25 protein-coding genes are annotated in these 24,328 nt (G+C 71.1%); 16 read left to right on the forward strand and 9 right to left on the reverse strand.

The features are described from left to right. The first annotated feature begins 25 nt into the window (after positions 1 to 25). The 3 genes from ACFHWY_RS00915 to ACFHWY_RS00925 all read left to right on the forward strand — a co-directional run bounded on the left by ACFHWY_RS00915 (position 26) and on the right by ACFHWY_RS00925 (position 2,721). Positions 26 to 940, forward strand: a complete 915-nt coding sequence (locus ACFHWY_RS00915) for a PPK2 family polyphosphate kinase (protein ID WP_416578140.1) — start codon at positions 26 to 28, stop codon at positions 938 to 940. Between the two features lie 145 nt (positions 941 to 1,085). Continuing rightward, positions 1,086 to 1,712: a DUF47 domain-containing protein gene (locus ACFHWY_RS00920; protein ID WP_416578141.1), complete on the forward strand. Its 627-nt coding sequence runs from the start codon at positions 1,086 to 1,088 to the stop codon at positions 1,710 to 1,712. A gap of 4 nt (positions 1,713 to 1,716) precedes the next feature. Beyond that, positions 1,717 to 2,721, forward strand: a complete 1,005-nt coding sequence (locus ACFHWY_RS00925; protein WP_416578142.1) for an anion permease — start codon at positions 1,717 to 1,719, stop codon at positions 2,719 to 2,721. 90 nt (positions 2,722 to 2,811) lie between these two features. On the opposite strand, the gene ACFHWY_RS00930 is transcribed toward ACFHWY_RS00925, so the two are convergent. Next, positions 2,812 to 3,780, reverse strand: coding sequence for a Gfo/Idh/MocA family protein (locus ACFHWY_RS00930; RefSeq protein WP_416578143.1), 969 nt, complete (start codon positions 3,778 to 3,780; stop codon positions 2,812 to 2,814). A 70-nt stretch (positions 3,781 to 3,850) separates the two neighbouring features. On the opposite strand from ACFHWY_RS00930, the gene ACFHWY_RS00935 reads away from it, so the two are divergent. After that, positions 3,851 to 4,681 (forward strand): NUDIX hydrolase, encoded by an 831-nt coding sequence (locus ACFHWY_RS00935; RefSeq protein WP_416578144.1) that lies wholly within the window; start codon positions 3,851 to 3,853, stop codon positions 4,679 to 4,681. 23 nt (positions 4,682 to 4,704) lie between these two features. On the opposite strand, the gene mshD is transcribed toward ACFHWY_RS00935, so the two are convergent. From mshD to ACFHWY_RS00950, 3 genes are all read right to left on the reverse strand, one after another. Continuing rightward, positions 4,705 to 5,628 (reverse strand): mycothiol synthase, encoded by a 924-nt coding sequence (gene mshD, locus ACFHWY_RS00940; protein ID WP_416578145.1) that lies wholly within the window; start codon positions 5,626 to 5,628, stop codon positions 4,705 to 4,707. Between the two features lie 56 nt (positions 5,629 to 5,684). Beyond that, on the reverse strand, positions 5,685 to 6,569 hold the full coding sequence (locus tag ACFHWY_RS00945; RefSeq protein ID WP_416578146.1) for a polysaccharide deacetylase family protein: 885 nt from the start codon (positions 6,567 to 6,569) through the stop codon (positions 5,685 to 5,687). A 72-nt stretch (positions 6,570 to 6,641) separates the two neighbouring features. Beyond that, entirely contained in the window at positions 6,642 to 7,379 is a 738-nt protein-coding gene (locus ACFHWY_RS00950; protein WP_416578147.1) for a winged helix-turn-helix transcriptional regulator, read from the reverse strand. Between the two features lie 253 nt (positions 7,380 to 7,632). Between ACFHWY_RS00950 and ACFHWY_RS00955 the strand changes: the two genes are divergently transcribed. From ACFHWY_RS00955 to ACFHWY_RS00975, 5 genes are all read left to right on the forward strand, one after another. Further along, a complete protein-coding gene (locus ACFHWY_RS00955; RefSeq protein WP_416578148.1) occupies positions 7,633 to 8,658 on the forward strand; it encodes a hypothetical protein in 1,026 nt (341 codons plus the stop codon). Between the two features lie 105 nt (positions 8,659 to 8,763). Then, positions 8,764 to 9,549, forward strand: a complete 786-nt coding sequence (locus ACFHWY_RS00960) for a DUF2993 domain-containing protein (RefSeq protein ID WP_416578149.1) — start codon at positions 8,764 to 8,766, stop codon at positions 9,547 to 9,549. 72 nt (positions 9,550 to 9,621) lie between these two features. Beyond that, positions 9,622 to 9,699, forward strand: a complete 78-nt coding sequence (locus ACFHWY_RS00965; protein ID WP_416578645.1) for an Ms5788A family Cys-rich leader peptide — start codon at positions 9,622 to 9,624, stop codon at positions 9,697 to 9,699. A gap of 208 nt (positions 9,700 to 9,907) precedes the next feature. Further along, positions 9,908 to 10,756 carry a sulfurtransferase gene (locus ACFHWY_RS00970; RefSeq protein ID WP_416578150.1) on the forward strand — a complete coding sequence of 283 codons (849 nt, stop codon included), beginning with the start codon at positions 9,908 to 9,910 and terminating at the stop codon, positions 10,754 to 10,756. Between the two features lies 1 nt (position 10,757). Beyond that, positions 10,758 to 11,099 carry a DUF1416 domain-containing protein gene (locus ACFHWY_RS00975; protein WP_416578151.1) on the forward strand — a complete coding sequence of 114 codons (342 nt, stop codon included), beginning with the start codon at positions 10,758 to 10,760 and terminating at the stop codon, positions 11,097 to 11,099. Between the two features lie 153 nt (positions 11,100 to 11,252). Here ACFHWY_RS00975 and ACFHWY_RS00980 read toward each other — a convergent pair whose 3' ends face one another. Beyond that, positions 11,253 to 15,623 carry a S8 family serine peptidase gene (locus ACFHWY_RS00980; protein WP_416578152.1) on the reverse strand — a complete coding sequence of 1,457 codons (4,371 nt, stop codon included), beginning with the start codon at positions 15,621 to 15,623 and terminating at the stop codon, positions 11,253 to 11,255. A 291-nt stretch (positions 15,624 to 15,914) separates the two neighbouring features. On the opposite strand from ACFHWY_RS00980, the gene ACFHWY_RS00985 reads away from it, so the two are divergent. Together ACFHWY_RS00985 and ACFHWY_RS00990 are read left to right on the forward strand one after the other, a co-directional pair. Continuing rightward, positions 15,915 to 16,454: a winged helix-turn-helix domain-containing protein gene (locus ACFHWY_RS00985; protein WP_416578153.1), complete on the forward strand. Its 540-nt coding sequence runs from the start codon at positions 15,915 to 15,917 to the stop codon at positions 16,452 to 16,454. 12 nt (positions 16,455 to 16,466) lie between these two features. Then, entirely contained in the window at positions 16,467 to 17,321 is an 855-nt protein-coding gene (locus ACFHWY_RS00990; protein ID WP_416578154.1) for a hypothetical protein, read from the forward strand. 16 nt (positions 17,322 to 17,337) lie between these two features. Here ACFHWY_RS00990 and ACFHWY_RS00995 read toward each other — a convergent pair whose 3' ends face one another. The 3 genes from ACFHWY_RS00995 to ACFHWY_RS01005 form a co-directional block, all read right to left on the reverse strand. Then, on the reverse strand, positions 17,338 to 19,383 hold the full coding sequence (locus tag ACFHWY_RS00995) for a glycogen debranching N-terminal domain-containing protein (protein ID WP_416578155.1): 2,046 nt from the start codon (positions 19,381 to 19,383) through the stop codon (positions 17,338 to 17,340). Then, a complete protein-coding gene (locus ACFHWY_RS01000) occupies positions 19,380 to 19,760 on the reverse strand; it encodes an SCP2 sterol-binding domain-containing protein (protein ID WP_416578156.1) in 381 nt (126 codons plus the stop codon). Before ACFHWY_RS01000 ends, ACFHWY_RS00995 begins: the two co-directional genes overlap by 4 nt. Before the next feature lie 70 nt (positions 19,761 to 19,830). Next, a complete protein-coding gene (locus ACFHWY_RS01005) occupies positions 19,831 to 20,193 on the reverse strand; it encodes a DsrE family protein (protein WP_416578157.1) in 363 nt (120 codons plus the stop codon). Positions 20,194 to 20,216: 23 nt separating this feature from the next. Here ACFHWY_RS01005 and mtfM point away from each other — a divergent pair, with 23 nt between their 5' ends. Next, complete coding sequence (mtfM, locus tag ACFHWY_RS01010) at positions 20,217 to 20,321, forward strand: small membrane protein MtfM (protein ID WP_278177113.1); 105 nt, start codon at positions 20,217 to 20,219, stop codon at positions 20,319 to 20,321. Positions 20,322 to 20,341: 20 nt separating this feature from the next. Then, positions 20,342 to 20,935 (forward strand): FABP family protein, encoded by a 594-nt coding sequence (locus ACFHWY_RS01015; protein WP_416578158.1) that lies wholly within the window; start codon positions 20,342 to 20,344, stop codon positions 20,933 to 20,935. Positions 20,936 to 20,953: 18 nt separating this feature from the next. Here ACFHWY_RS01015 and ACFHWY_RS01020 read toward each other — a convergent pair whose 3' ends face one another. After that, complete coding sequence (locus ACFHWY_RS01020) at positions 20,954 to 21,802, reverse strand: aminotransferase class IV (protein WP_416578159.1); 849 nt, start codon at positions 21,800 to 21,802, stop codon at positions 20,954 to 20,956. Positions 21,803 to 21,869: 67 nt separating this feature from the next. On the opposite strand from ACFHWY_RS01020, the gene ACFHWY_RS01025 reads away from it, so the two are divergent. The 3 genes from ACFHWY_RS01025 (at position 21,870) to ACFHWY_RS01035 (ending at position 24,320) form a co-directional block, all read left to right on the forward strand. Beyond that, a complete protein-coding gene (locus tag ACFHWY_RS01025) occupies positions 21,870 to 22,298 on the forward strand; it encodes a Fur family transcriptional regulator (RefSeq protein WP_416578160.1) in 429 nt (142 codons plus the stop codon). After that, on the forward strand, positions 22,295 to 23,407 hold the full coding sequence (locus ACFHWY_RS01030) for a YgfZ/GcvT domain-containing protein (RefSeq protein ID WP_416578161.1): 1,113 nt from the start codon (positions 22,295 to 22,297) through the stop codon (positions 23,405 to 23,407). The genes ACFHWY_RS01025 and ACFHWY_RS01030 overlap by 4 nt, the downstream gene beginning before the upstream one ends. Positions 23,408 to 23,492: 85 nt before the next feature. Beyond that, a complete protein-coding gene (locus tag ACFHWY_RS01035) occupies positions 23,493 to 24,320 on the forward strand; it encodes a 3-keto-5-aminohexanoate cleavage protein (protein WP_416578162.1) in 828 nt (275 codons plus the stop codon). Positions 24,321 to 24,328 lie beyond the last annotated feature (8 nt).

Below are 24,328 nucleotides of genomic sequence, written 5' to 3' on the forward strand. Positions count from 1 at the left end.
GCGGCCTGCGGGCGATGATGCTCCGATGGTGGACAACTGTGAACTCGACGTTCTGGCGCCGACCGATGGCGCGTTACGTGACGTGCTCCGGGCCGCGCCCGGTGGACCAGTGGACCTTCAGGCGATCGATCCCCGCTCGACGCCGGGGCTGCCCGACGCGCAGCTGACCGGGCCGGAGCGCAAGGGCTGGGCCCGCCGGCAGGTCGAGCTGGTGGGTCGAGGTCTGGCTCGCCAGCAGGAGATGCTCTTTGCCGGCGCGAAGGCCGATCCGGACGCCCGGCGGCGGGTGCTGCTGGTGTTGCAGGCGATGGACTGCGGCGGCAAGGACGGCACGATCAAGCGGGTGGTCGGTGCGATGAACCCGCTCGGCGTACACATCCGAGCCTTCGGCCCGCCGAGCGCCGAGGAGCTGCGGCACCACTTCCTGTGGCGGATCCGCCGCGCCCTGCCCCCGGCGGGTCAGCTGGGTGTCTTCAACCGATCGCACTACGAGGACGTGTTGGTGCCTCGCGTCCAGGAGCGGGCACCGGAGCACCTCTGGCGACCGAGGTACGCCGAGATCGACGACTTCGAGAGGGAGTTGACCGCTGCCGGGGTGGTCCTGGTCAAGGTCTTTCTGCACATCTCGAAGGTGGAGCAGGCCGAGCGGCTGCTGGCCCGCCTGGACGACCCGACCCGGCACTGGAAGTACCACCCCTCCGACGTCGACGCCCGGGCCCGCTGGGACGACTACCAGGCCGCGTACGCCGATCTACTCGGTCGGTGCAGCACGGACGTCGCGCCGTGGCACGTGGTGCCGGCGGACCGGAAGTGGTACCGGGACTGGGCGGTGGCGCACCTGCTGCGTGAGACGTTCGACACTCTTGATCTGGGGTATCCGCCGGCGGACTTCGACATCGGACGGGAGCGGGAGCGGCTGTTGGGAACCGCAGGCCGCTAGATGAACAAAAGTTGAACGATCGGTGAATGGCACTTGGCCAGGGGTGGGCCGCCGAATCGCCGATCCGACGGTTACCTAGCATTCCCTGAGCAGGACGCCGGAGCGGCGCTGCCACCCCTTCCACCGACACGACGAGGTCCGCGCTGTGAGGTTTTCATTCCGCCCCAACGAGGGCGCTTTCTACGAGCTCTTCACCAGGGCCGCGCAGAACCTGGTCCGGGGTACCGCGCTGCTCAACGAGCTGTCTCTGCCCGACGTCGAGGTGCAGTCGGTCAGCGAGCGGCTCACCGAGGTGGAGCACGACAGCGACCAGATCACCCACGAGTTGTTCAAAAAGATCAACTCGACCTTCATCACCCCGTTCGACCGTGAGGACATCTACCGTCTCGGCTCGTTGCTCGACGACGTCATGGACCACCTGGAGGCGGTGGGCAACCTGCTCTACCTCTACGGGCTGACCAAGCTGCCGTCGCTGCCCCGGGAGATGCACGAGCTGGTGCACGTGCTCGACCAGCAGGCGAAACTGACCGCCGACACGATGCCCCGGCTGAAGTCGATGAAGGACCTCGAGGACTACTGGATCGAGATCAACCGGCTGGAGAACGACGGCGACCAGGCGTACCGGATGCTGCTGGTCCGGCTCTTCTCCGGCGAGTACGACGCGCTCACCGTGCTGAAGATGAAGGAGGTCGCCGACGAGTTGGAGGCCGCCTGCGACGCCTTCGAGCACGTGGCCAACACCGTCGAGACCATCGCGGTCAAGGAGTCCTGATCCTGTGAGTCCCGAGCTCATCGCGGTGCTGGCGGTGATCGGGGTGGCCCTGGTGTTCGACTACACCAACGGCTTCCACGATGCCGCCAACGCGATCGCGACCAGCATCTCCACCCGTGCGCTGACACCCCGGGTCGCGCTGGCCATGGCGGCGGTCGGCAACTTCATCGGCGCCCACTTCGGCGCCGAGGTCGCCAAGACAGTCGGCAGCGGCCTGGTTGATCTGCCCACCGGTGTGTCCAGCCTTGGCATCGTCTTCGCCGGCGTGATCGGCGCGATCACCTGGAACATCATCACCTGGTACTTCGGGCTGCCCTCGTCCTCCTCGCACGCGCTGATCGGTGGCCTGGTCGGCTCGACCGTCGCGGCCTCCGGCACCGTGCTCTGGTCGGGCATCGGCCAGAACGTGATCATCCCGATGATCCTGTCGCCGATGGTCGGCTTCATCCTCGGCTACGTCGTGATGATCGCCGTGCAGTGGATCTTCCGGAAGGGGCACCCGGGCAAGCTGAACCGGGGCTTCCGGTGGGCCCAGACCCTTTCGGCGGCGGCTATGTCGGTCGGCCACGGAATGCAGGACGCGGCCAAGACCATCGGCATCGTCGTGCTCGCCCTCTTCGTCGGCGGCTACCAGGACGACGCCACCTACATCCCGGAGTGGGCGTTCTGGACCTCCGCGGCCGTGCTGGCAGCCGGCACGTACGCCGGTGGCTGGCGGATCATCCGGACCCTCGGCCGGAAGATCATCGACCTGCGCCCGCCGGAGGGCTTCGCGGCCGAGACGGTGGCCAGCGGTGTGCTCTACTTCAACGCGCTGGTCCTCGGCGCCCCGATCTCGACCACCCACACGATCACCTCAGCGATCATGGGAGTCGGTGCCACCAAGCGGCTCTCGGCCGTGCGCTGGGGGGTGGCCGGCAACATCATCGGGGCCTGGATCCTGACCTTCCCGGCTGCCGGTTCGATCGGGGCCCTGATGTACTTCCTGGTCCGGCCCATCTTCGGCTGAGCGGTGAGCAGGGCCCCTGTTAACGCTAGGCGTTAACAGGGGCCCTGCTCACGCTGAGCACGAGTCGGCGGCGGCCGAGTAGGGAAGGGGTCAGCTGTAGGAGACTCCGATCTGCGCGCGGATCTCGTCCAGCAGAGCCATGATCTCCAGGGTCGCGGCGTGCGGCACCAGCGGGCTCTCGGTGAGCCCCTCCGCGAGGCAGCGCTGCACCTCGATGGCCTCGTGCTGGTAGCCGGAACCGACCAACTCCTCCGTGATCGTCTCCGGCTCCGCGCCGGCCCGGTGCAGCGTGAACCCGCCGGGCCGGAAGAACGGCTCGGGAAGGTCGATCCGCCCGGCGGTGCCGGTGACCGACGCGGTCAACCCGGTCTCACCGACCATGCCGCAGCTCAGCGTGGCGACGGCCCCCGAGTCGTACCCGAAGACCAGGCCGGTGTTCTCGTCCGTGCCCTCCGGGCCCAGCTTGGCCCACGCCCGTAGGTGCTGCGGCACGCCGAGGAGCAGATGGGCCAGGCTCACCGGGTAGACGCCCAGATCCAGCAGGGCGCCACCGCCGAGCGCCCGGGCCCGCATCCGGTGCTCGGGCGGAAACGGCCCGGCGACGCCGAAGCTGGCCTGGACGCTGGTCAGCTCGCCGATCGCGCCGTCGGCGATCAACTCCCCGACCCGCAGGACGAGTGGGTTGCACCGCATCCACATCGCCTCCATGAGGAAGACCCCGGCGGCGCGGGCGGTGTCGACGACTTCGGTGCTGGTTGCCAGGTCGAGGGTGAACGGCTTCTCCAGCAGCACCGGCCGGCCGGCGGTCAGGCAGGTCAGCGCCGCCTCGTGGTGGGCGGCGTGCGGAGTGGCGACGTAGATCACATCTACCTCGGCGTCCGTGGCCAGGTCCGCCCAAGAGGCGTGCGCCCGCGGTATGCCGTGCCGCTGCGCGAAGCGCTCCGCGGTCTCTGCGGTCCGTGAGCCGACCGCTACCAGTTCGGCCCCCGGCACCAGCCGGAGGTCCTCGGCGAAGCGGGCGGCTATGTGGCCGGTGGCCAGAATGCCCCAACGAGTCATGGTGCGACGCTACCGAAGATCATTACCGGGCTGTACTGGGGATCCACGGGTCGGGACTAGGCTCGGGCGCATGACGACCGACCGCGGCTACCCGGCGCCGCCCACACTGGTGGAGCACGCCCGGCGGTTCCGGAGTTCCGGCGAGGCGCCGGCGGTGCCCCGGGTGGCGGCCACGGTGCTGCTGCTCCGACCGGCCGGTGTGGGCTTCGAGGTCTACCTGATCCGCCGGGTCGCGGCGATGGCGTTCGGCGGCATGTACGCCTTCCCGGGCGGTGGCGTGGACCCCTCGGACTCCACCACCCACCTGGACTGGGCGGGGCCGACGCCGGCCGACTGGGGCGTACGCCTGCGACTGGCCCCGGCCGCGGCGCAGGCAGTCGTGTGCGCGGCGGCCCGTGAGGTCTTCGAGGAGGCCGGGGTACTGCTCGCCGGGCCGGACGCGGGCCAGGTCGTCGGCGACGTCAGCGACGACGTATGGGAGGCCGCCCGGATCGACCTGGAGCAGCGACGAACCGGCTTCGCCGACCTGCTGGCCCGGCGGAAGCTCACCCTCCGCTCGGACCTGCTGCTGCCGTGGAGCCGGTGGGTGACCCCGGAGTTCGAGCCGCGCCGGTTCGACACGTACTTCTTCGTGGCGCTGCTGCCGAAGGGGCAGCGGACCCGGGACGTCTCCGGCGAGGCCGACCACACCCTCTGGGTCCGGCCCGCCGACGCGGGTCAGCGCGCCGCCGCCGGTGAACTGACCATGCTGCCGCCGACCCTGGTCACCCTCGACGAGGTGGCTGCCTGCGCCGGCCTGGCAGAGGTGGCCCGGACGGCGGCCACCCGGGACGCGGCCGCCCCGATCACCCCGCACCTCGATCTGTCCGACGGCGCCGAGCCACGGTTCTACCTGAGGTGACCTGGTGCCGGGCCTGCGGCTGCTCAGCCGAGCTGATAGTTCACGTGGGCGGACCAGCGGGCGAAGCCGAGCCGCTCGTAGAGCGCCAGCGCGGCGGCGTTCGACTCGTCCACGTAGAGCATCACCCGGTCCAGGCCACGCCGATCGCGTAGGTGGGCCAGCCCTGCCGTGGTCAGCGCGCGGCCGAGCCCACCGCCGTGCGCGGACGGCTCCACCCCGAGCACGTACACCTCGCCGATGCGGGCCGAGCCGGGTCGTTCGTGCACCTTTGTCCAGTGGTAGCCGAGCAGCCGGTCGGTCGCCGAGTCGACGGCGAGCAGGAAGCCGGCGGGGTCGAACCAGGGTTCGCCGAGGCGTGCGTGCAGGTCATCAGCGGTCCACCGGCCCTGCTCCGGGTGGTCGGCGAAGGCACGGGCGTTCACTGTCAGCCATGCGTCGTCGTCGCCGGGGCGAAAGGCCCGCAGCGTCACCCCGTCAGGCAGCCGAGGCTCGGCCAGCGGCGCGGTGAGCTGCCGGCGCAGCTGCCAGAGGACGCGTGCGCGGTCGAAGCCGAGATCCACCGCGAGCGCGGCGGCCGACGGGTGGTCGCCGTGCGCCCAGGCCCGCAGCGGTCCGGTCGCGGTCGCCAGCACCCCCCGGGCCAACGCCCGGCCGGTGCCCCGTCGCCGGTACGCCGGATGCACCACCAGTTCCACCCCGACGCCGGCGCCCGGGTCGGAGGTGTCGAGGTGGGCGTAGCCGGTGAGGGTGCCGTCGTCGCCGCGGGCGATCAGGTGGGTCGCCGGGGCGTGCTCGTCGCGCAACCGGAGCAGGACGTGTTCGTCCAGCGGGTCAGCGCCGTCGGCGTCGCCCGCCGTCCGGGCGAGCGCCAACACCTCGGCGATCACTGCCGGCCCGAGCCGATCGGCCCGGCTGACCTGGTCGCTGGTCGCCTCGGTGCTGCTCATCGCACCACCGTAACCGGGAGGCACGGAACGCATGAGGGCAGTCGCCACTGCGCCTCTCACAGCCCCCGGTTGGGCAGCGCCTGGACGTCGAACCTGCTGGTCAGTTCCGGCAGGATGCGGTGGAGGGCGTCGACCGTGCCCTGCCGGTCGCCGCCCGCGTCGTGCAACAGGACGATCGACCCGGGCTGTGCCCCGTCGACCACCAACGAGGCGATCCGCTTCGCGCCAGGCGTGCGCCAGTCGGACGGGTCCAGGGTCCAGTGCAGGGGTGCCATGCCGAGGTCGCGGGAGACGGAGATGACCGAGTAGGTCCAGGCGCCGCCGGGCTGCCGGTACCAGGCGATCGGCGCGTCGGGTGCCGCGGCGCGAATGGCCTCGCTGGTCCGTAGCAGGTCGGCCTGGATCCATTCGGCCGACCGGGCACCCAGGGTGACGTCGTGATCCCAACTGTGGTTGCAGAGCGTGTGTCCCTCGTCCACGATCTGCTGGACCAGCCACGGGTACGCCTGGGCGTTCTTGCCGACCACGCAGAACGTGGCCGTGACCCGGTACTGGCGGAGGATCGCCAGAACCTGCGGGGTGAAGTCCGGGTTGGGGCCGTCGTCGAAGGTGAGCGCCACCCCTGTGGTGCCGGTGTTCACCCAGGTGCCCATCGGGCCGGTGTTCGAGTCCTGCGGCGTTCCGTCGGAGGACTGTGGCGCGGGCGTCTCGGCACCGTGTGCCTGGCTCGCATCGGTGTCGTCGGGCGCGGACTGGTCGGCGTACTCGGGTTGGTCGGCGTACTCGGGATGGTCGGCTCCGGTCGCGGTGACGGTGGAGCCCGCGTGCGGCGCGTCGGGCACCAGGCTCCGCCCGAGCACATACGTCGAGCCGAGTACCGCCGCCACCACTAGCGTGATGATCCCGAGTGCGCGTCCCGCCCCGGCCTGGTTGTCGCCCACCGCTGCCCCTTCTGCTGGCCAACTCGGTCACCATAAGACGCACGAGTTGCCCAAAAAGGGCAAATGGGAAAACTAGACCTCGACGGACAGTGCCCGCACCGGCATCGGGATGTGCTCGGTGGCCTCGGCCAGCGTCCGCGACGGGGGTACGACGAACTTGTAACCCACCTGGCGAACCGTGCCGATCATCGACTCGTACTCCGAGCCGAGCTTGGCCCGCAGGCGCCGGACATGTACGTCGACCGTCCGGGTACCACCGAAGTAGTCGTAGCCCCACACCTCGCGCAGCAACTGGTCGCGGGTGAACACCCGCCCCGGGTGCTGGGCGAGGAACTTCAGCAGCTCGAACTCCTTGTAGGTGAGGTCGAGCGGGCGGCCTTTGAGCTTGGCGGCGTAGGTGTCCGGATCGATCATCAGCTCACCGGCCCGGATCGAGCCGCCGGCACCGGCCGTCGCGTTGCTCAGCCGCCCGACCGCGAGCCGCAGTCGGGCCTCCACCTCGGCCGGGCCTGCGGAGGCGAGGATGACGTCGTCGACGCCCCAGTCGGCGTTGAGCGCGATCAGTCCGGCCTCGGTCACCACCGCCACGAGGGGCACGCCGAGACCGGTCGCGTGCAGCATCCGGCAGGTGGCGCGGGCCTCGCTCAACTCGGAGCGCGCGTCGACCAGCACGGCGTCCGGACTCGGCCCGGCAACAAGCGTGCGGACGTCACGTGGGGCGGTGCGGACCGAGTGCGGCAACAGGTCCAGCGCCGGCAGCACTGCGGATGGTTCGCCTGCCCGTGCAGTAACCAACAGCAGGATCTCCACGATTACCTCCGTCCCGGCGGCCCGTTGCGGCCGCACGCGACCAGCGTCACCCTGGCGGGTGTAGCACTGGGAACTTCCGTGGGTCCCGGCGTCGCTGACGGGCGGGGTCTCGACGTTGAGCCTAACCGATGACCCCTGTGGCGCCTCGACACAGCTTCCTGTTTGCCCTATCTGCCCCTGATCGCGGCTCAGGTTTTAACGTCGCCGAAACCGTGGCACCCGCGATTTGCGATTGGTCTGGCACGATCGGTAGGTGTTTGCCTCCAACTCGCCCGAGACCGGCCGCGAACCGTGGACCGATGCCCCGTCCGCCGCGGGCGGCCCAGCGCCGCGTACCGGCCCGGCCACGGAGACCGACGAGCGGCGCCCCGGTGGCCCACGACGGCTGCGTCGAGGCGGTACGGCCCGCCGCGCCGACGACGGGCCGGACGCCGCCGAGGAGGAGACCGAGCCGGTCGAGGTGCGCCGGCAGCTCTCGCTCGCCATCGGCGGCTTCGCCGCGCTGCTCGGCGTCGGCCTGGTCCTCGGTGCCCAGGCGTCCGCGCCGGGGCACCGGGTGCCCTTCACCATCGTGGTGCTCACCGTGCAGCTGCTGTTCGTGTTCGCCTGGACGATGGCCACCCGGCCCCCGGCCCTGGCGGTGGTGATCGGTGTCGGCGCGGTGGCCGCGTTGGCGGTCGACACGGTGGCCATCCGCACGGCCGATGCCCGCCTGGGACCGCTGCTCTACATCGCATTCGGCGGAGTGCTCGCCGCAGTGCTCGGCCAGCTGGTCCGGCGGGTGGACCGGGTCCGGGTGACCGACTCGCTTCGGACGACCGCCACCGTCGTGCTCGGGGTGGTGGCCCTCGCCACGCTCATCGTGTTAAACCGGATTCCCGCCGGCACCCAGGCGATCGCCGTCTGCCTCAGCGCGGCCGGCGTCGCGCTCACCGTCGCCCGGGTGGCCGACGCCATCGCCGCCTGGCCGCGACTCGCGCCCCAGGTACCCCGCGGGGCACTGGGAGTCGTCGGCGGGGCGATGGCCGGCACGCTGGTCAGCGCGCTCCTCGGCGGTTACCTGGTCACTCCGTTCACCCCCACCCGGGCCGCGATCATCGGCCTGGCCGCGGCGGTGGTCGCCGTGCTGGCCGATCTCGCCGTGAGCTACGCCGAGGCCGGCCGGATGATGGCGGGCGAGCAGCCATCGGTCTGGGCGGCGCGGTACGTGCAGGGGCCGCTAGGCGGCTTCGCGCTGGCGGCGCCGGTCGCGTACCTGATGTGCCGGCTGGTGCTCTGACCGGTTGCTCCGGCAACGCACGATTGAGAAATCGGGACCGCGGGTACGACGAGACAGTTCGCCGCAGGGCGGCGGCGTACCGGGTGCGACGAGACAGGAGACGGCGTGGAGCACGAGCAGACGTACGGACGGCGCCCGCGGCGACGCGGACGCAGGGTGCTGATCGGGTTCCTGGTCCTGCTTCTCGTCCTCGCCGGGTTGATCGCCATCGCCGATCGGGTGGCGGCCAACGTGGCCGAGCGCACCATCGCCGACGAGGTCCGCCAGCAGGTGGCCCAGCAGGGTGCGCAGTCCTCCCCGCCCGAGGTGGAGGTGGGCGGCTTCCCCTTCCTCACCCAGGTGATCGACGGCCGGTACGAGCGCATCTCGATCCGGCTGCGGAACGTGCAGGGCTCGGTGCAGGGCGGCGTGGTCGCGCTGCCCAGCCTGGACGTGGACGCCCGCGACGTGCGGGCCTCGCTGGACACCCTGCGTTCGGGCCAGGGTGACGTGGTGGCCGAGACGGTCACCGGCACCGGCACCGTGAGCTACCAGAGCCTGACCGCGCTGCTCGACCGGGAAGGGTTGACCCTCGGCGAGCGGGACGGGCAACTCGCCGTCACCGCCCCGGTGGACATTCTCGGCGAGCGGTTGACGGTCACCGGCACCGCCGACATCGTCGTCGGCGAACAGGGGCAGGTCGCGTTGCGGTTCGACGACCTGGACGCCGAGGACCTGCCCAACCTGCCGCTGGCCCGTACCCTGGTGAACAACTTCGCCCGCAGCATCTCGGTAGACGTACCCCTGCCGGAGTTGCCGTTCCAGCTCACCGTCCGCGAGGTCCGGCCCCAGCCGCAGGGGCTGACGGTGACCGCCGACGCACGGGACGTACCGATCAACTCGGCCGGCTGACCGGCAGGTCGGCGTCCCGGATGCTGGTCGGCCCGGTGGAGATGTCTGGAATCGCTGGTAGGGTCACTGCTCATGGGGACGCTCCTCACCAAACGGCGCGCGATCGACCTGTGTCGCGTGGCCACCTGCCTGTGTCGCTCCGTCATCTGACGGCGGGGCTGTTTCGGGCCGCCTAGCGGCCATCGGCACTCGGGTTCGCGTTCCTCCACCCCGGTGCACCCCACCGGACGCCCGGCAGCGGCGCCGTCGCACAAACCCGTGATCCGTTCCTAGCTATGGGTCCCGCGCGTGGTGCGACATCTCCAGCCAACGACTCCGCGCGCAGGCTCACCATCCATCCTCACCAGGGAGTGATCTGATGAGTCGCGACACCGCACTCGTCTCGGCCGACTGGGCCGAGAAGAACATCGACGCCCCGGGCGTTGTCTTCGTCGAGGTCGACGAGGACACCTCGGCCTACGACACCGGCCACATCGCCGGCGCTATCAAGCTGGACTGGAAGACCGACCTTCAGGACCCGGTGCGCCGGGACTTCGTCAACAAAGAGCAGTTCGAGGCGCTGCTCTCCGAGCGTGGCGTCAGCAACGACGACACCGTCGTTCTCTACGGCGGCAACAACAACTGGTTCGCCGCTTACGCGTTCTGGTACTTCAAGCTCTACGGCCACGGCGACGTCAAGCTGCTCGACGGCGGTCGCAAGAAGTGGGAGCTGGACGCCCGGCCGCTGGTCCGCGACGCGGTGTCCCGCCCCGCCACCCGGTACGTGGCCAAGGCGCAGGACACCAAGATCCGCGCTTTCCGTGACGAGGTGGTCGCCGCGATCGGTACCAAGAACCTGGTCGACGTGCGCAGCCCCGACGAGTACGCGGGTCGCCTGCTCGCCCCCGCCCACCTGCCGCAGGAGCAGGCGCAGCGGGCCGGTCACATCCCGACCGCGATCAGCGTGCCGTGGTCGAAGGCGGCCAACGAGGACGGCACCTTCAAGTCCGACGACGAGCTGCGCATGCTTTACGCCGAGGCCGGCCTGAACGACGGCAAGGAGACCATCGCCTACTGCCGGATCGGGGAGCGTTCCTCGCACACCTGGTTCGTGTTGCAGGAGTTGCTCGGACACACCAACGTGAAGAACTACGACGGATCCTGGACCGAGTACGGCTCGCTGATCGGTGTGCCGGTGGTGCTCGGCGACGAGCCGGGGGAGGCCTGAGATGACCGCACCCACCGCGGCAGGCGCTGCTGTCGCCGCCGGTTGCGCGGCCCCGGACCAGTCCGCTCCGCTGCCCGCCGGTATCGACCTGGAGAAGGAAACCGTCATCACCGGTGTCGTCCGCGCCGCGCAGGGCGATGCGGTGCCGGGCGCCTACGTCCGGCTGCTCGACTCGACCGGTGAGTTCACCGCCGAGGTGGTCACCTCACCGGCCGGCCAGTTCCGGTTCTTCGCCGCGCCGGGCACCTGGACGCTGCGGGCGCTGTCGCGCTACGGCAACGGAGACACCACGGTGACCGCCGGCCGAGGCATCACCGAGGCGACCGTCACGGTCACCGACTGACCCACGCTCTGATCGGCTCGTGGCCCGCGTTCCTCCTGGGAGGTATCCGGGCCACGAGCCGACTGCGGCGAAGACCCACGGCAGGCGGCAGGCGGCGAGAAGGTGGGGGCGCCGGTCCGACGACGGACCGACGCCCCCGCTCGTTCGGTAGGGTCAGATGCCGGTCGCTCTGGTGCAGGCGGAGATCGGATTCAGGGCGAAGTTCAGGGTGCCGACGATGCCCGCCTCGATTCGGTGGCGTCGTACCTGCGGCACCCAGCCGTCCTTGGCCACGATCACCTCGTACCGGCCCTTCGGCAGCCACCAGGCGTACCTGCCGTTGGCTTCGGCCGTCAGAGTGGTGCCGGTGCCGGCCGAGATCAGGTTCACTCGGACGGTCGCCGGGATGCCAACCGTCACGCCACCGCAGGTGGTGCCGGTGACGGTGCCCTGGATCTTGCCCCAACTCGCCGGCGGAGACACGTTCATCTCCACCGACACCGGGGTCACCGGATACGGGGTGTCCGAGGCGATGGCCAATTCGCCGGCGTACCGGCCGGGCTGGGCGACCCCCGCCGCCTCGGTGGCGGTGAGAGTCACCGTCACCGTCCGCGACGCGCCCCGGGCGAGGGTGAAGGTGGTCGGTGAACTGTCCAGCCAGGGCAGGTCCGCCTCGGCCGCGCAGAGCTCCAGGCCGCCGAGTCGCTCGCTCTCCGCCGAGCCCACAAACGAACTGGGCGAACCGCCGATCTTGTACGCGCCGCAGGCCGCGGCCCCCCGGTACCGGTTGAACTGGGCGTTGGGCAGGTCACGCCACGCGCCGGCGGCCGGATCGAAGCCGATGGTGCGGTTGGTGACCGTTGTCGACCCGCCGGTCACGCCGCCGGCCAGCACCAGCAGCCCGCCGGCCGCCGTGGACTGCGAGCCCCATAGATCCATCGGCAGCGCCGGCAGCGGACTCCAACTGTCGGACGCCGGGTCGTAGCGGTAGGCGTCGGTGTACTCCGTGCTGCCCGTGCCGCCGGCGCAGTAGACGGCCGCGCCGATCCCGCCGCAGGCCAGCCACGACACCGGGTGTGGGTACGCCGCACCGGTGCCGAACGCGCCCGTCGCCGGGTCGAACACCACAAGTCGGTCGGTGTCGGTGCACGTCGAATCGGCGCAGCCGCCTACCAGGTAGACCTTTCCGCCGAGCACCGCCGCGCCGGCCGCCGCGACCGGTGCCGGGTTGGTCACCCCCGACAGGGTGCTCCACGTTCCGGCGGCCGGGTCGAGGACGTCGACCGTGGCGTTGGTTCCGCTACCTCCCCAACCGCCGATCACGTACAGCTTGCCGTCGATTGCCGCCGCGGTCGGCTTGGATCGGACCGTGGGCAGGTCGGGCAGGGCCGTCCAGCTGTCGGCGTCCGGGTCGTACGCCCATGCCTTGCGCTCGTTGCCGGTGCCACCGCCACCGCCCACCGAGTAGATCTTGCCATCCAGCCAGGCTGCCGCGTTGTCGAAGATCGACGCGGGCAACCGGGCAATCTGAGTCCACGCGTCGTCGGAGGCTACGGCCGCGTCCGGTGCCGCACCGCCGTACGCGATGCCGGTGCGTTCCTTGCTGATCCCCTTCACCTTCTGCTCACGCAGCGGTGCGCCGTCCTGCTTGAGCAACTCGAACTGGCCCGAGCGTTCCAGCAGGTCGACGGTGGCCGGTGCGGTTCCGGTGTTGCGGACGGTTACCCGGGTGGTGCGGGTGCTGCCGTAGGGCTGGTGCGACTCGATGCTGGTCGGGCTGACGGTGAGCCGCCCGGCGCCGAGCGCGAGGTTGGCCCGCTTCACCCCGTCGGCGGCCACCGCGACATTCTTGGTGGCCGCGCGGTACGGGGTGCGGCTGGCGGTGAACGGGTGACGGCCGGTCAGGCCGGAGAAGAGCCAGTAGAAGCCGTCCGGCTCGGCCGGGTCCTCCGGCGTCGCCGCCGACACCGCCCGGTCCTCTGGCCGGTCACCGCTGGCCACCGTCACCCCGTTCAGCGGAGCGCCGGTGTTGCGGTCGGTGGTGGTGCCGACCACCAGCCCACCGGGCACCGGTGAGCAGTCGCGGTTGACCACCTCGACGTCGTCCACCTGCCACCACCAGGCGAAGGTGCCCTTGAAGCGGAAGCGGATCAGCGCGGAGGCGGCGTTCGCGGCCGGGGTCAGCGGCACCTCCTCGACCCGAGGGCCCCGCCGGCTGGCCGGCTGGTGCCAGACGTTGCTCCAGGTGGCGCCCGCGTCGGTGGAGACGTCGATGTCGGCGGTGTCGGTGATCCCGACCGCCCGCCAGTCGCTACGGAACCGCAGCACCGGCGCGGCGGCCCCGGACAGGTCCAGCGGCGGGGCGACCAGGTCGGTGTCCTGGGTGTTGCCGGAACCGAGGCCGTCGCTGTCGATGATGGCGAAGCCGCCGGTGCCGCCGGTGAGGTTCCCCCGGCTGCGGAGATCGTTGAAGACCCACCCGCCGGAGGTGGTCCGGTTCGTCACCGTCCAGCCCTGCGGCGTGCTCGTGCCGTCGAAACTCTGGGTCAGCAGTGGCGCGCCGAACTGCCCGGTGTAGCCGGCGGCGGAGCAGGCCGCGTCGACGGGTACCGCCACGTTGGCGGTGGTGTCAACGGCGCCCACCGCCACCTCCCGGGTGACGCTCCGGTAGCCCGGATACCGGGCGGTGACGGTGAGCTGGTACGAGGCGTTGCCCGGTGCCGTGAAGGAGTAGCGGCCGGTGACCGGGTCGGTGAAGACCGGCTCGCCGGGCCGGCCGGACACCTCGACCTCGGCGTACAGCGGCCAACCGTGGCCGGAACCATCGGTGATCTTGCCCTTGACGGTGACCGTCGGGGTTCCCACAAGGGTGAATTCCCGGGTGACGGCGCCGCCCTCGGGCACCGCCACGGTCGCCGTCTGGCCGGCATAGCCGTACGCGCTCGCCGTCAGGGTGGCCTCGCCGGCGGGCACGCTCAGCGCGTACCGGCCGTCGGTGCCGGTGCTGGCGCTGCGGGTGCCGTCGGTCACGGTCGCCCCGGTGAGCGGGTCGCCGTCGGCGGCGTCGGTGACCACGCCGGTGATCCGGCCGACCGGGCCCCTTGGCGAGTCCCGCACCGCCGCGTACGCGTCGAGGCGCCCTTCGCCGAAGACGCTGTTGTCGGCGGGGGTGCCGCCGCAGGTTGTCGCGTCGACGTCGCGGGCGGTCCGGTCCAGCAGGTCCTCGGTGGCGGCGATGTCGCGGCGCAGGCTCGGTGCAGCCGCCCAGACCAGCGCCACCGTGCCGGACACGTGCGGTGCGGCCATCGAGGTGCCGCTGAACGAGGCGTACCCGCCGTTGCGGACACTGGAGCGGACGCTGCTGCCGGGCGCGGCGATGTTCGGCTTGATCAGCTCGCTGCCGGAGCCCCGGCCGGAGAAGCCGGCGATGTTGTTGTTCACGTCGTACGCGCCGACCGCGTACGCGTTGGCGTAGTCGCCGGGTGAGCCGGCGCTGCCGCAGGCCGGGCCTTCGTTGCCGGACGAGAAGACCGGGAAAATGCCGGCTGCCCGCCAGGCGGCGACGGTCTGCTGGTACCAGGGGTCGTTCCCGTCGCCGCCCCAGGAGTTGTTGACGATGTCGGGCCGCAGGTCCGGCCGGGGGTTCTGGCCGTTGGCGTCGGTCGGGGCGAGTACCCACTGGCCGGCGGCGAGCAGGGAGGCGTCGGAGCAGTTGATCAACTCGCAGCCCTTGGCGGCGATCCACTTCGCGCCCGGGGCGACGCCGATCTGGTTGCCTGCGGCGTCGTCGCCGACCATGGTGCCCATCGTGTGGGTGCCGTGGTCGTTGTTGTCGCAGGGGGCGACACCGGCGCAGACATCGGCCGGATCGAACCAGTTGTACGCGTGTTCGAAGCTGCCTCCGAGGTTGCCGCGGTAGGAACCGACCAGCGCGGGATGGTCGTACCGCACGCCGCTGTCGATGTTGGCCACCACGACGCCTTCGCCCCGGTTGCCGAACTCGTCCCACACCTGGGGTGCGCCGATGTTGGTCAGTCCCCACTCGACGGCGGCGGTGCGCGCCCGGGTCGCCTCGGCGGGGGTCGGCAGCACCAAGGGGTAGCTGTGGCTCGGCGCGATCCGGTCCACTTCGGGCCGGCCGGCGATTTCGTCGACCAGCGCCTTGTCCCCCTCCACGCGCAGCGCGTTGGCGATCCAGTACGCGGTGTGCGGGGCCTTACGGTCGTCGAGCATCGTCCGCAGGTCGCGCTGGGTGCGGGTGGCCGTGGTGGTGAGCAGCCGGTGCACCTCGCGGGCCCGTGCGTCGGGCTCGGGCAGCTTGCCGGTGGACGCGAGCGGTGCGGTCTCGGCGAGGTAGACCAGGAACGTGGTGGTGGACGCGGTACCGAGCTGGTCGAGCAGTTGCGGGTCAACGGTGGCCCGGTGCGTGGCCGGCGGCGCAGCCTGCGCGGCGACCGCCGGCTGGGCGGTCAAACCCAGTAGGGCGGCGGTCATTACCGCCACTGCTCGCCACTGTGGCGAGCGGGTGGATGGTCGTGTGAACAATGTTCCTCCCCCACGTCGTCGGTCCCGATCCGTTCGGGGCCCGGACATCCGCGCGCCGGGCTGCGACGCGCGGAGCGGTCGGGACGATGTGGGTAACCGGTGGTGGCGCCCGCCCGCTGAGAGTCATGCTCTTGCCCCGGGAGTCGGTGATCAATGGACGGCGTCGGTCAGTACTCGGTCAGTGACGGGACGCGATTCTGACCGTTAGGCTGACAATCAAGCGAGATCGGTGACCGTCTTTGGCGATTGGTGGGAAGTCGCAGGTCAGTTCGGTGCGCTCGGGGAGGCATCTTGTCCGGTGGAGAGATTCCGATTGTGGTCTGCGTCAGCTCCGACGCCACCGTCCGGCAGCGGGTGGTGCAGCGGCTCGACGGGGTGGGGCCGGTGTTGGTCTGTAGCGACCTCGCCCAGCTTCGGGCGATGTTCCCGGCCCCGACGGTCGAGTCCGGTGTGCCGGGCGGCGAGACGGCCGGGCGTCCGGCGCAACGGCCGGCCAGCTGGGGGGAGTTGGTGATCGACGGCAGCGGGCACATGGTCACCTGGCGAGGTGTCCCACTGGGGCTGACCCGCACCGAGCGGGACCTGCTCGCCCGGTTGGTCAGCGCGCCGATCACGCTGTGGAGCTACGAGCGGCTCTTCGCCTCCGTCTGGGGTGGCGCCTACCTGGGCGACACCGCGATCCTGCACTCGGCGATCAAACGGCTACGCCGCAAGCTGCGAATGCTGCCGGGAGGGCCGCAGGTGTACACCGTCCGTGGCGTGGGCTACCGCCTCGCCGCGCCCCCGGAGGCGGCCGACGGGCGTCCCGGCGGCACGCCGGACCACGCGTGACACCATGACCGGGTGAGCAGCGCGGTCCACTCGGGGTACGCCCCATCGACAGGCCCTCGGCCACCGGCCTCCGGTTCCCGGTGGCCCCGTTGGTTGGTCGTGGCGACCGTGGCCTGGACGGTGCTGCTCGCCGGCCTTACCTGGGTCTCGGCGCGGGACGATCCGCCGACGGTCCGTGAGCAACGCACCCTGACACAGGCAGGGCCGGTGGTGGATGACGCGATCGGCGAACTGGTCGCGGCCACCGCCGCCGGCGTGCCCGCGATGGCTCCGCCCGAGGTCGACCGTGGCTGCCGGATCAGCCCGTTCGCCGACGGCGCGACGCTGGTCCGCGCGGTGGAACTGGCCGTACCCGTGGGCGAGGAACGGGGCCTGCTGGAGAGGGTCGCCGACCGGCTACCGGCGCGGTGGCGGGCCGGTGTCCGGCTCACCTCCGACGGCCCTCGGCTGCGCGCCGACGCGGGGGAGTTCGTCACCGTGGCGGGCCGGGTGGTCGCCGACGGCCGGCTCCGGTTCACCGTGGACACCGGCTGCCGGCCGCTGGGCGACGGTTACCTCGGCGGTGCGGCCGGCCCCGACGGGGCGGAGGCCAGCGCGTTGGCCGAGGCGTTGGACGCCCTCGACAGCCCGGCGACCGACCCGGTGGTGGTGAGCGCGCCCTGCCCCGGCGGCGGCCTGGCCCGTACCGGCCGGTCCGTCGCCGGCTCGGCCACCACGCCACCGGCCGCGCTCGCGCCCCTCGCGGGCGGCACGCCGGTGGTGCAGACCCCTGAGCTGTACGCCTACCGGCGCGACGGTGTGGCGGTGCTGGCCGACCTGGGGCAGAATCCGGTCCTGCTCCACGCCACCACCGGTTGCGCCGGCTGATCGCCCCGGCGCACGCTCACCGGCTGGACGTGTCCTCGCGGCTGCGGCCCAGCGCGTCAACCCTGCCCCACCGGCCGGGGATGTCGAGAAGCTCCACCCGACCCATGCGGGACGGCACGTACGGGTCGATGATCAGGTGCTCGCCCTGCGGTTCGAGCCCGAGGATGACCCGCAGCAACAGCAGCGGAGCCCCCGCCGACCAGGCCTGCGGGCTGCACGCTGTCGGATACTGCACCGGGTACTCGGTGAGGTCGCGTTCGTAGCCTGCGAAGGCCTCGGGCAGCCGGCCCTCGAAGTAACGCGAGGCCGCCAGGACGGCCTCGCAGAGCTGCCCCGCCTCCTCACGGAAGCCGGCCTTCCACAAACCCCATGCGATGATCGAGTTGTCGAACGGCCAGACGGTGCCGACGTGGTAGCCGATCGGGTTGTAACGCCCCTGGTCGTCAGCGAGTGTCCGGACACCCCAGCCGGAGAAGAGCCGCGGGCCGAGCAGGTGTTCGGCGACCCGTCTGGCCCGGGACTGCTCGACGATGCCGCTCCAGAGCAGGTGGCCGATGTTGGAGCTGAGCGCGTCCACCGGGGTGCCGTCGGAGTCCAGGGCCAGCGCGTAGTACTCCTTGTCCGGCAGCCAGAAGTCCCGGTTGAACCGCTCCTTGAGTTCGGCGGCCTCCCGTTCCAGCTGGTCGGCGTAGTGCGGGTCGTTCCAGAAGAGGCGGGCCAACCGGGCGCCGCGCAGCTTGGCGTCGTACGCGTAGCCCTGCAACTCGCAGGTGGCCCGGGGGAAGCTTGGAAGCCGGCCATCGGAGTAGGAGATCGCGTCCCACGAGTCCTTCCAGCACTGGTTCTCCAGGCCGGTCTTCGGGTTCCGGGTCTGGTACCAGAGGTAGCCGGTGCCCAGCAGGTCGCCGTAGGTGTCGATCCAGGCCAGAGCGGCCCGGACGGGGAACTCGAGCTTCTTGACCATCTCGACGTCGCCGGTCCACCGCTCGTACTCGTCGAGCAGGATCACGAACAGGGGAGTCGAGTCGGCCGAGCCGTAGTAGGGCGAATGGGGCTGTTCCTCGAAGCCGGCGGTTTCGCCGTAGCGCAGTTCGTGCAGGATCTTTCCCGGCTCCTCGTCGCGGAAGTCGTCCAACCGGTGCCCCTGAAGCCCGGCCAACATGGTCAACGTCGGCGGGATCAGCTCCGGTAGGAACGGCAGCACCTGTAGCGAGGTGATGATGCTGTCCCGGCCGAACAGCGTCATGAACCACGGCAGGCCGGCGGCCATCAGGCGGACGCCGAGCGCGATCGACTCGTACCGCAGCGCAGCCAGGTCGGTGAGGCTGCGCTGGTACGCCGCAGCGAGGGGCTGGTAGTCACAGCCCAGCTTCGGCGCCCTGGCGGCGAGGTCGGCGTGCTCGGCCTCGATGGCCGCGACGGTGCGGTTGCCGGAGTACGGCAGCAGGGTTCGGATGTCCTCGCCGCGCGCACCGTAGATCATGGTGCTGACCGTCAGGCGGGTGGTCCACTCGCCGTGTGCCCTGATCTGGATCGGGAAGGTCATCCCCTTCCGGTCGACCTGGGCGGGCGCGCTGCTGTGGATCACCGTCTCGCGGTGGAAGGCGTCCCGCCGGTAGTTCAGCCGCAACGTGTCCTCACCCGGTGAGGCGGTGTTGTGGCCGTTCTTGCGTCGGGTGTCCTTGATCTCGAATAGGTCGGCGAAGTCCCCGGCCATCTCCATCCGGACGGTGAACGCCACATCCTGCCCGGAGTGGTTGAGCACGGTCAGCTCCTCCTCCAGACGGCCACCGATCGCCCGACTCCTGATCAAGGAGACCTTGGCGTCCAGGTAGTGGCTGGGCTCCCCGGGAACCAGGAAGTAGCGGGTTCGGAACGACTCCGTGTCGTCGATGGAGAGCGCGTGCAGCCGTTCGCCGTCGAGCAGTAGCAGCCAGGTGGAGAGGTAGCGGGTGTCGAAGGAGAACAGGCCGGTGGGAAAGTCGAGGGCCGGTTCGATGTCGCCGTGCCGGTTGCTGACCAGGAAGGTGTTGCCGTCGAGGATGCTGATCAGCTCCTTCACCGCGTCCACCTGGCATGCTCGCGGGCCACCTCGCGTGGGTCGCGGGTGTCGGGCGCGGGCGGCAGGAAACGCCGGAAGGTGAGGAACACGACCACGTTCCCGGTGTAGGTGCTCTCGTTGCGGAACAAGGCCGCAATGGCCTGCGTCCGGCCGGTGATCAGCCGCTCGAACGTGTCGACCGCGCAGTACCAGACGGCGTCGGCGTGCTCCGGAGCTTGGCTGACCTCGACGGTCCCTGGGCCTATCCGGACGATCCAGTGCTCGGTGCGGTGGCCGTCGGACAGGTCGATCCGCAGGGTTCCGTTGACCGGGCCGCGTAGAACCTCCGGAGCGCGGGCCGGCAGGGTCGCGAAGAACTGTTGGATCGCCTCGGTCACATCCGAATCGTAGGCATTGGCCCGCCTTGCCGGGCGGGTTCCGCCGCCTTGCCCGCCACTGTCCGGCGACTCAGTACACGAGGGCCTGGGCGCCCTCGGTCATCGCCTCCTCGACGAAGACGGCAGCGCCGGCGATCCGTACGCCCGCGAGCACGTCGCCGGAGTCGATGTCCCGGCGGGCGGCGCACTGGGTGCAGGCGGTAACGGTGCCGGTGGCGAGGATCACGTGCAGCAACTCGGCCAGCGGCGCCGAATGCGGCAACTCGAAGTCCTGCGCCCGGCCGGGCAGGGCGAACCAGGTCGACTCGCCGGTCAGCCAGAGTGAGACGTGCACCCCGGCGGCGGCTGCGGTGGCCGCGACAGTGAAGGCCTGGGCACACCGCTCCGGCGCGTCGGCGCCAGCGGTGGCCTTGACGACGAGAGTGCGGGCCATCTCCCCAGCATAGGATGACCCGGATGGTCACCGAGATCGGGTTCGTCAGCCTGCTGGTCGCGGGCCTGGGCGCCCTCGCCGGTGGCCTGGTCTATCTGGCTGTCCGCATCTTGAGAGGCAAATGGTGAGCGCGAACGATGGTGGTTCCGTGAGCGACGACAACCCGCTGGTGCCGCCGCCCTGGCTCAACGCTCCGCCGGTGGAGCCGTACCCCTTCGAGGAGAGTCACGACCTGCGCGTCGGCCCGAAGCTGCACCCCACGCTGGACGGCCTGCTGCCGTACATCGGGGTGTGGCGGGGTCGGGGTCAGGGCGGTTTTCCCACCATCGAGGACTTCGACTTCGCCCAGGAAATCCGGATCAGCCACGACGGCCGGCCGTTTCTGCACTACGAGTCGCGGGCGTGGATCCTCGACGAGCAGAGCCGTCCGGTACGGCCGGCAGGTCGGGAGGTCGGCTGGTGGCGGCCGGTGCTGGACGGTGACCGGGTCACCGACGAGCTGGAGGCCATGCTCACCGTCCCCACCGGGGTCATGGAACTGCACATCGGCCGGCGCAAGGGCACCCAGATCGAGTTTGTCAGTGACGCCGTGGTGCGCACCGCCACCGCCAAGGAGGTGACCGCCGGACACCGCCTCTTCGGTATCGTTGAGGGTGCGTTGCTCTACGCCCAGGACATGGCCGCCGTCGGCCAGCCGCTGTCCCCGCACCTGTCCGCGCGGCTCATCCGGGTCGCCGGCTGACCTGTCGATCCGCGCAGGTCACGGCCGCGGGAACCCCAGCAACTCCTGTAGCTCGTGGGTGCGCGGGCTGTGGCGCAGCGACCCACCGTCGAGGGTGTGCACCGCCACCAGGCCGCGCACCGACGAGGTGAGCCAGACGCCGTCGGCCCCGCGCAGCTCGCCCGGGGAGACCATGCGTTCGGCGGCGTCCCAGCCGACCCCGGCGGCCTGGTCGAGCAGCCAGGCAACGGTGGTGCCGGGCAGGATGCCGGTGCGGCCGGCGGGCACGGTGCACAGCGTGCCGCCGGCCAGCCAGACCACGTTCGCGGTCGGTCCCTCCAGCACGTACCCGTCGGAGGAGACCCAGAGCACGTCGTCCACGCCCGTCCTGGCCGCCCAGCGCCGGGCAGCGCTGCTCGCCCCGTAGGAGGTGGACTTGATGCCCACCGGGAGCCAGTCCAGTTCCGGCCGGGCCTCGGCGGGCACGCCCAACGAGAGGGTGGCCACGCCCACCCCGTCACGGCGGGCCCGCAGCGCCGCTGCGGGCACCGCCGCAAGGGTGGCGTAGACGGTGGGCGGACCGCCGCCTTCGGGCCCCCGGGTGCAGACCAGTCGCAGCGCGCCCTCCACCTCGGCCGGCCACCCGGCGGCGACCTCGTCGAGTAACTCCACCAGGGCCGTGTCGGCCGGCACGGTCAACTCCACGGCCGCCGCGCCGGCCCGCAGCCGGGCCAGGTGTTCCCGACGCAGCCAGGGGCGTCCGTCGCGCAGGTGCATCGTCTCGAACAGGCCGTCGCCGCGCAGCACACCCAGGTCGTCGCCGCGCAGCACCGGTTCGCCGGTCGGCAGCAACCCACGGCCCAGGACGCCGATCCGCGAGGCCACCATGGGGGCCGAGCATAGTGTGTACCCGCCGCGCGGGTGGGTACGCGCATTTCCGAACTATGATCGGAGGGTGTCCGAATCCTCCCTCGCGGAACTGCTCCGCGCCCGTGGCCTGCGGCTGACGGCGCAGCGACAGCTGATCCTCCAGGCGGTGCTGGACCTGGGGCACGCCACCCCTGAGCAGGTACACACCGCGGTCCGTGAGGTCGCCGCCGGTGTCAACATCACCACCATCTATCGCACGCTGGAGTTGCTGGAGCGGCTCGGCCTGGTCACCCACACCCACCTCTCGCACGGGTCGCCGACCTATCACGCCGCCGGTGAGGACCAGCACGTGCACCTGGTCTGCCGGGAGTGCGGCGCGATCGACGAGATGGATCCAGCACTGCTGCGCCCGCTGGCCGAGCAGCTGGCCGGTGAGCGGGGCTTCCGGGTGGACATCGGCCACGTCTCCTTCTTCGGTGTGTGTGAACGTTGCGGAGACGGGGACCAGGAATGATCGACATCTCGGGCGCAGTGGCCGTGGAGAGCATCGACGAGGCCAGCCGGGACCAGCCGGAGCCGGCCCACGCCGCCGCCGGGGTGCGGGGCGTCGCCGCGCACTACGGAGACCCGATGCGCGAGCAGCGCCAGCTGGACACCGAGGCCGGTCTGGTGGACCTTTCACACCGGGGCGTCCTCGCGGTGGACGGCGCGGAACGCATCTCCTGGCTGCACACCCTCACCACCCAGCACCTGGCCGAGTTGAGCCCGTGGCAGGGCACCGAGCTGCTGGTGCTCTCGCCCCACGGCCACGTCGAGCAGCACGCCATGCTCGCCGAGGACGGCGCCACCACCTGGCTGGACACCGAACCGGGGGCCACCGAAGGGCTGCTGGCGTTCCTGGAGAAGATGCGGTTCTTCAGCCAGGTCGATCCCCGCGACGTCACCGCCGAGCACGCGCTGCTGTCGCTGGTCGGCCCCAAGGCGGCGGAGGCGGTCGCCGTGCTGGACGTGCCGACGCTCGCCGAACCCGACGTCATCGGGCTGCCCGGCCCGAAGTTCCGGTCAGGTGAGGTGCCGCCGCGTCCGACCGCCCGATACGACGTCCAGCCGCTGCCGCTGGGTGGCTGGGCCCGTCGCGGCCCGCTGGGCGTGGACCTGCTGGTACCCCGCGCCGCGATGGACCAGGTGGTCACCCGGCTTCGCGCCAACGGGGTTCCCCCGGTCGGATTGTGGGCCTACGAGGCGGTGCGGGTGGCCGCCCGTCGGGCCCGGACCGGTGTCGACACCGACCACCGGACCATCCCCGCGGAGGTCGACCTGATGGCCACGGCCGTGCACCTGGACAAGGGCTGCTACCGGGGTCAGGAGACGGTCGCCCGGGTACACAACATGGGTCGACCGCCGCGCCGCCTGGTCCTGCTGCACCTCGACGGCGTCACCACCGACCAGCTTCCGGTCGCCGGTACCCCGGTCACCCTGGACGGCCGGGCGGTCGGCTTCGTCGGCACCGCCGTGCACCACCACGAACTCGGTCAGGTCGCGCTCGCCGTGGTCAAGCGGTCGGCGTCCGGAGACGCCATCCTCCGGGTCGGCGACAGCACCGCCGCCATCGATCCTGAGTAAGTAAGGGCACCCTGTTGACGCCTGGGGTAGAGGACGGGCCCCTGTCAACACCAGCGGCCGGGCGGGGCGATCTAGGATCGCCGGCATGACGACAGGGACGTTGATCACGGTTGCCCCCACCGGTGCGGAGTCGGTCAAGTCGGAGGTACCGGCCTTGCCGGTGACCCTCGACGAGCTGGTGCTCACAGCCAAGGAGTGCGAGGCGCTCGGCGCCTCCGTGATCCACGTCCACGTCCGGGACGACGAGGCCCGACCCACCCTCGACCCGGGACGGCTCCGGGCGACCGTCGCGGCGCTGCGGGACAACACCGACCTGATCGTTCAGCTCTCCACCGGAGGCGCGGTCACCGACCCGGAGGCCGACCGTCTCGCCGTGCTGGACGCGGGACCCGACATGGCCTCCTGCACGATGGGCACCGTCAACTTCGGCGACGACGTCTTCCTCAACCGCTGGAAGTTCATCGTCGACCTGCACACCCGGATGCAGGAGCGGAACATCGTCCCGGAGTACGAAATCTTCGACCTCGGCCAGCTCACCGCCTTGCAGCGTCTGCTGGGCAGGTACGGCCTGCCTCATGGTGGTCACGTGCACGTCGACTTCGTGATGGGAGTGCCCGGGGGCATGCCGGGCACCACGGCGACACTCGTCGCAGCACAGCACCTGCTGCGGGACCTACCCGAGGGCACCACGTTCTCGGCGACCGGCATCGGCCGTACCACGATCCCGGTGCTGCTCGCCGCACTCTCCGCCGGCGGTCACCTGCGCGTCGGGATGGAGGACACGGTGACGTACGCCAAGGGCCGGCCGGTCGAGTCGAACATGCAACTGGTGGCCCGGGCGGTCGGCTTCGCCCAACTCGCCCAACGTCCACCGTTCAATCCGGGGCAGGCCCGCGAGCTGCTCGGCGTGTAAGGAGCAGC

It is taken from the genome of Micromonospora sp. LOL_024, assembly GCF_048060415.1.
Lineage (GTDB): Bacteria > Actinomycetota > Actinomycetes > Mycobacteriales > Micromonosporaceae > Micromonospora.

Bases quoted from the DNA above. Each gene is read 5' to 3' on its own strand.
- ACFHWY_RS00915 (WP_416578140.1), top strand. From the start codon at position 26: ATGGTGGACAACTGTGAACTCGACGTTCTGGCGCCGACCGATGGCGCG.
- ACFHWY_RS00930 (WP_416578143.1), bottom strand. From the start codon at position 3,780: ATGACTCGTTGGGGCATTCTGGCCACCGGCCACATAGCCGCCCGCTTC.
- ACFHWY_RS00935 (WP_416578144.1), top strand. From the start codon at position 3,851: ATGACGACCGACCGCGGCTACCCGGCGCCGCCCACACTGGTGGAGCAC.
- mshD (WP_416578145.1), bottom strand. From the start codon at position 5,628: ATGAGCAGCACCGAGGCGACCAGCGACCAGGTCAGCCGGGCCGATCGG.
- ACFHWY_RS00965 (WP_416578645.1), top strand. From the start codon at position 9,622: ATGGGGACGCTCCTCACCAAACGGCGCGCGATCGACCTGTGTCGCGTG.
- ACFHWY_RS00970 (WP_416578150.1), top strand. From the start codon at position 9,908: ATGAGTCGCGACACCGCACTCGTCTCGGCCGACTGGGCCGAGAAGAAC.
- ACFHWY_RS00975 (WP_416578151.1), top strand. From the start codon at position 10,758: ATGACCGCACCCACCGCGGCAGGCGCTGCTGTCGCCGCCGGTTGCGCG.
- ACFHWY_RS01005 (WP_416578157.1), bottom strand. From the start codon at position 20,193: ATGGCCCGCACTCTCGTCGTCAAGGCCACCGCTGGCGCCGACGCGCCG.
- mtfM (WP_278177113.1), top strand. From the start codon at position 20,217: ATGGTCACCGAGATCGGGTTCGTCAGCCTGCTGGTCGCGGGCCTGGGC.
- ACFHWY_RS01020 (WP_416578159.1), bottom strand. From the start codon at position 21,802: ATGGTGGCCTCGCGGATCGGCGTCCTGGGCCGTGGGTTGCTGCCGACC.
- ACFHWY_RS01030 (WP_416578161.1), top strand. From the start codon at position 22,295: ATGATCGACATCTCGGGCGCAGTGGCCGTGGAGAGCATCGACGAGGCC.
- ACFHWY_RS01035 (WP_416578162.1), top strand. From the start codon at position 23,493: ATGACGACAGGGACGTTGATCACGGTTGCCCCCACCGGTGCGGAGTCG.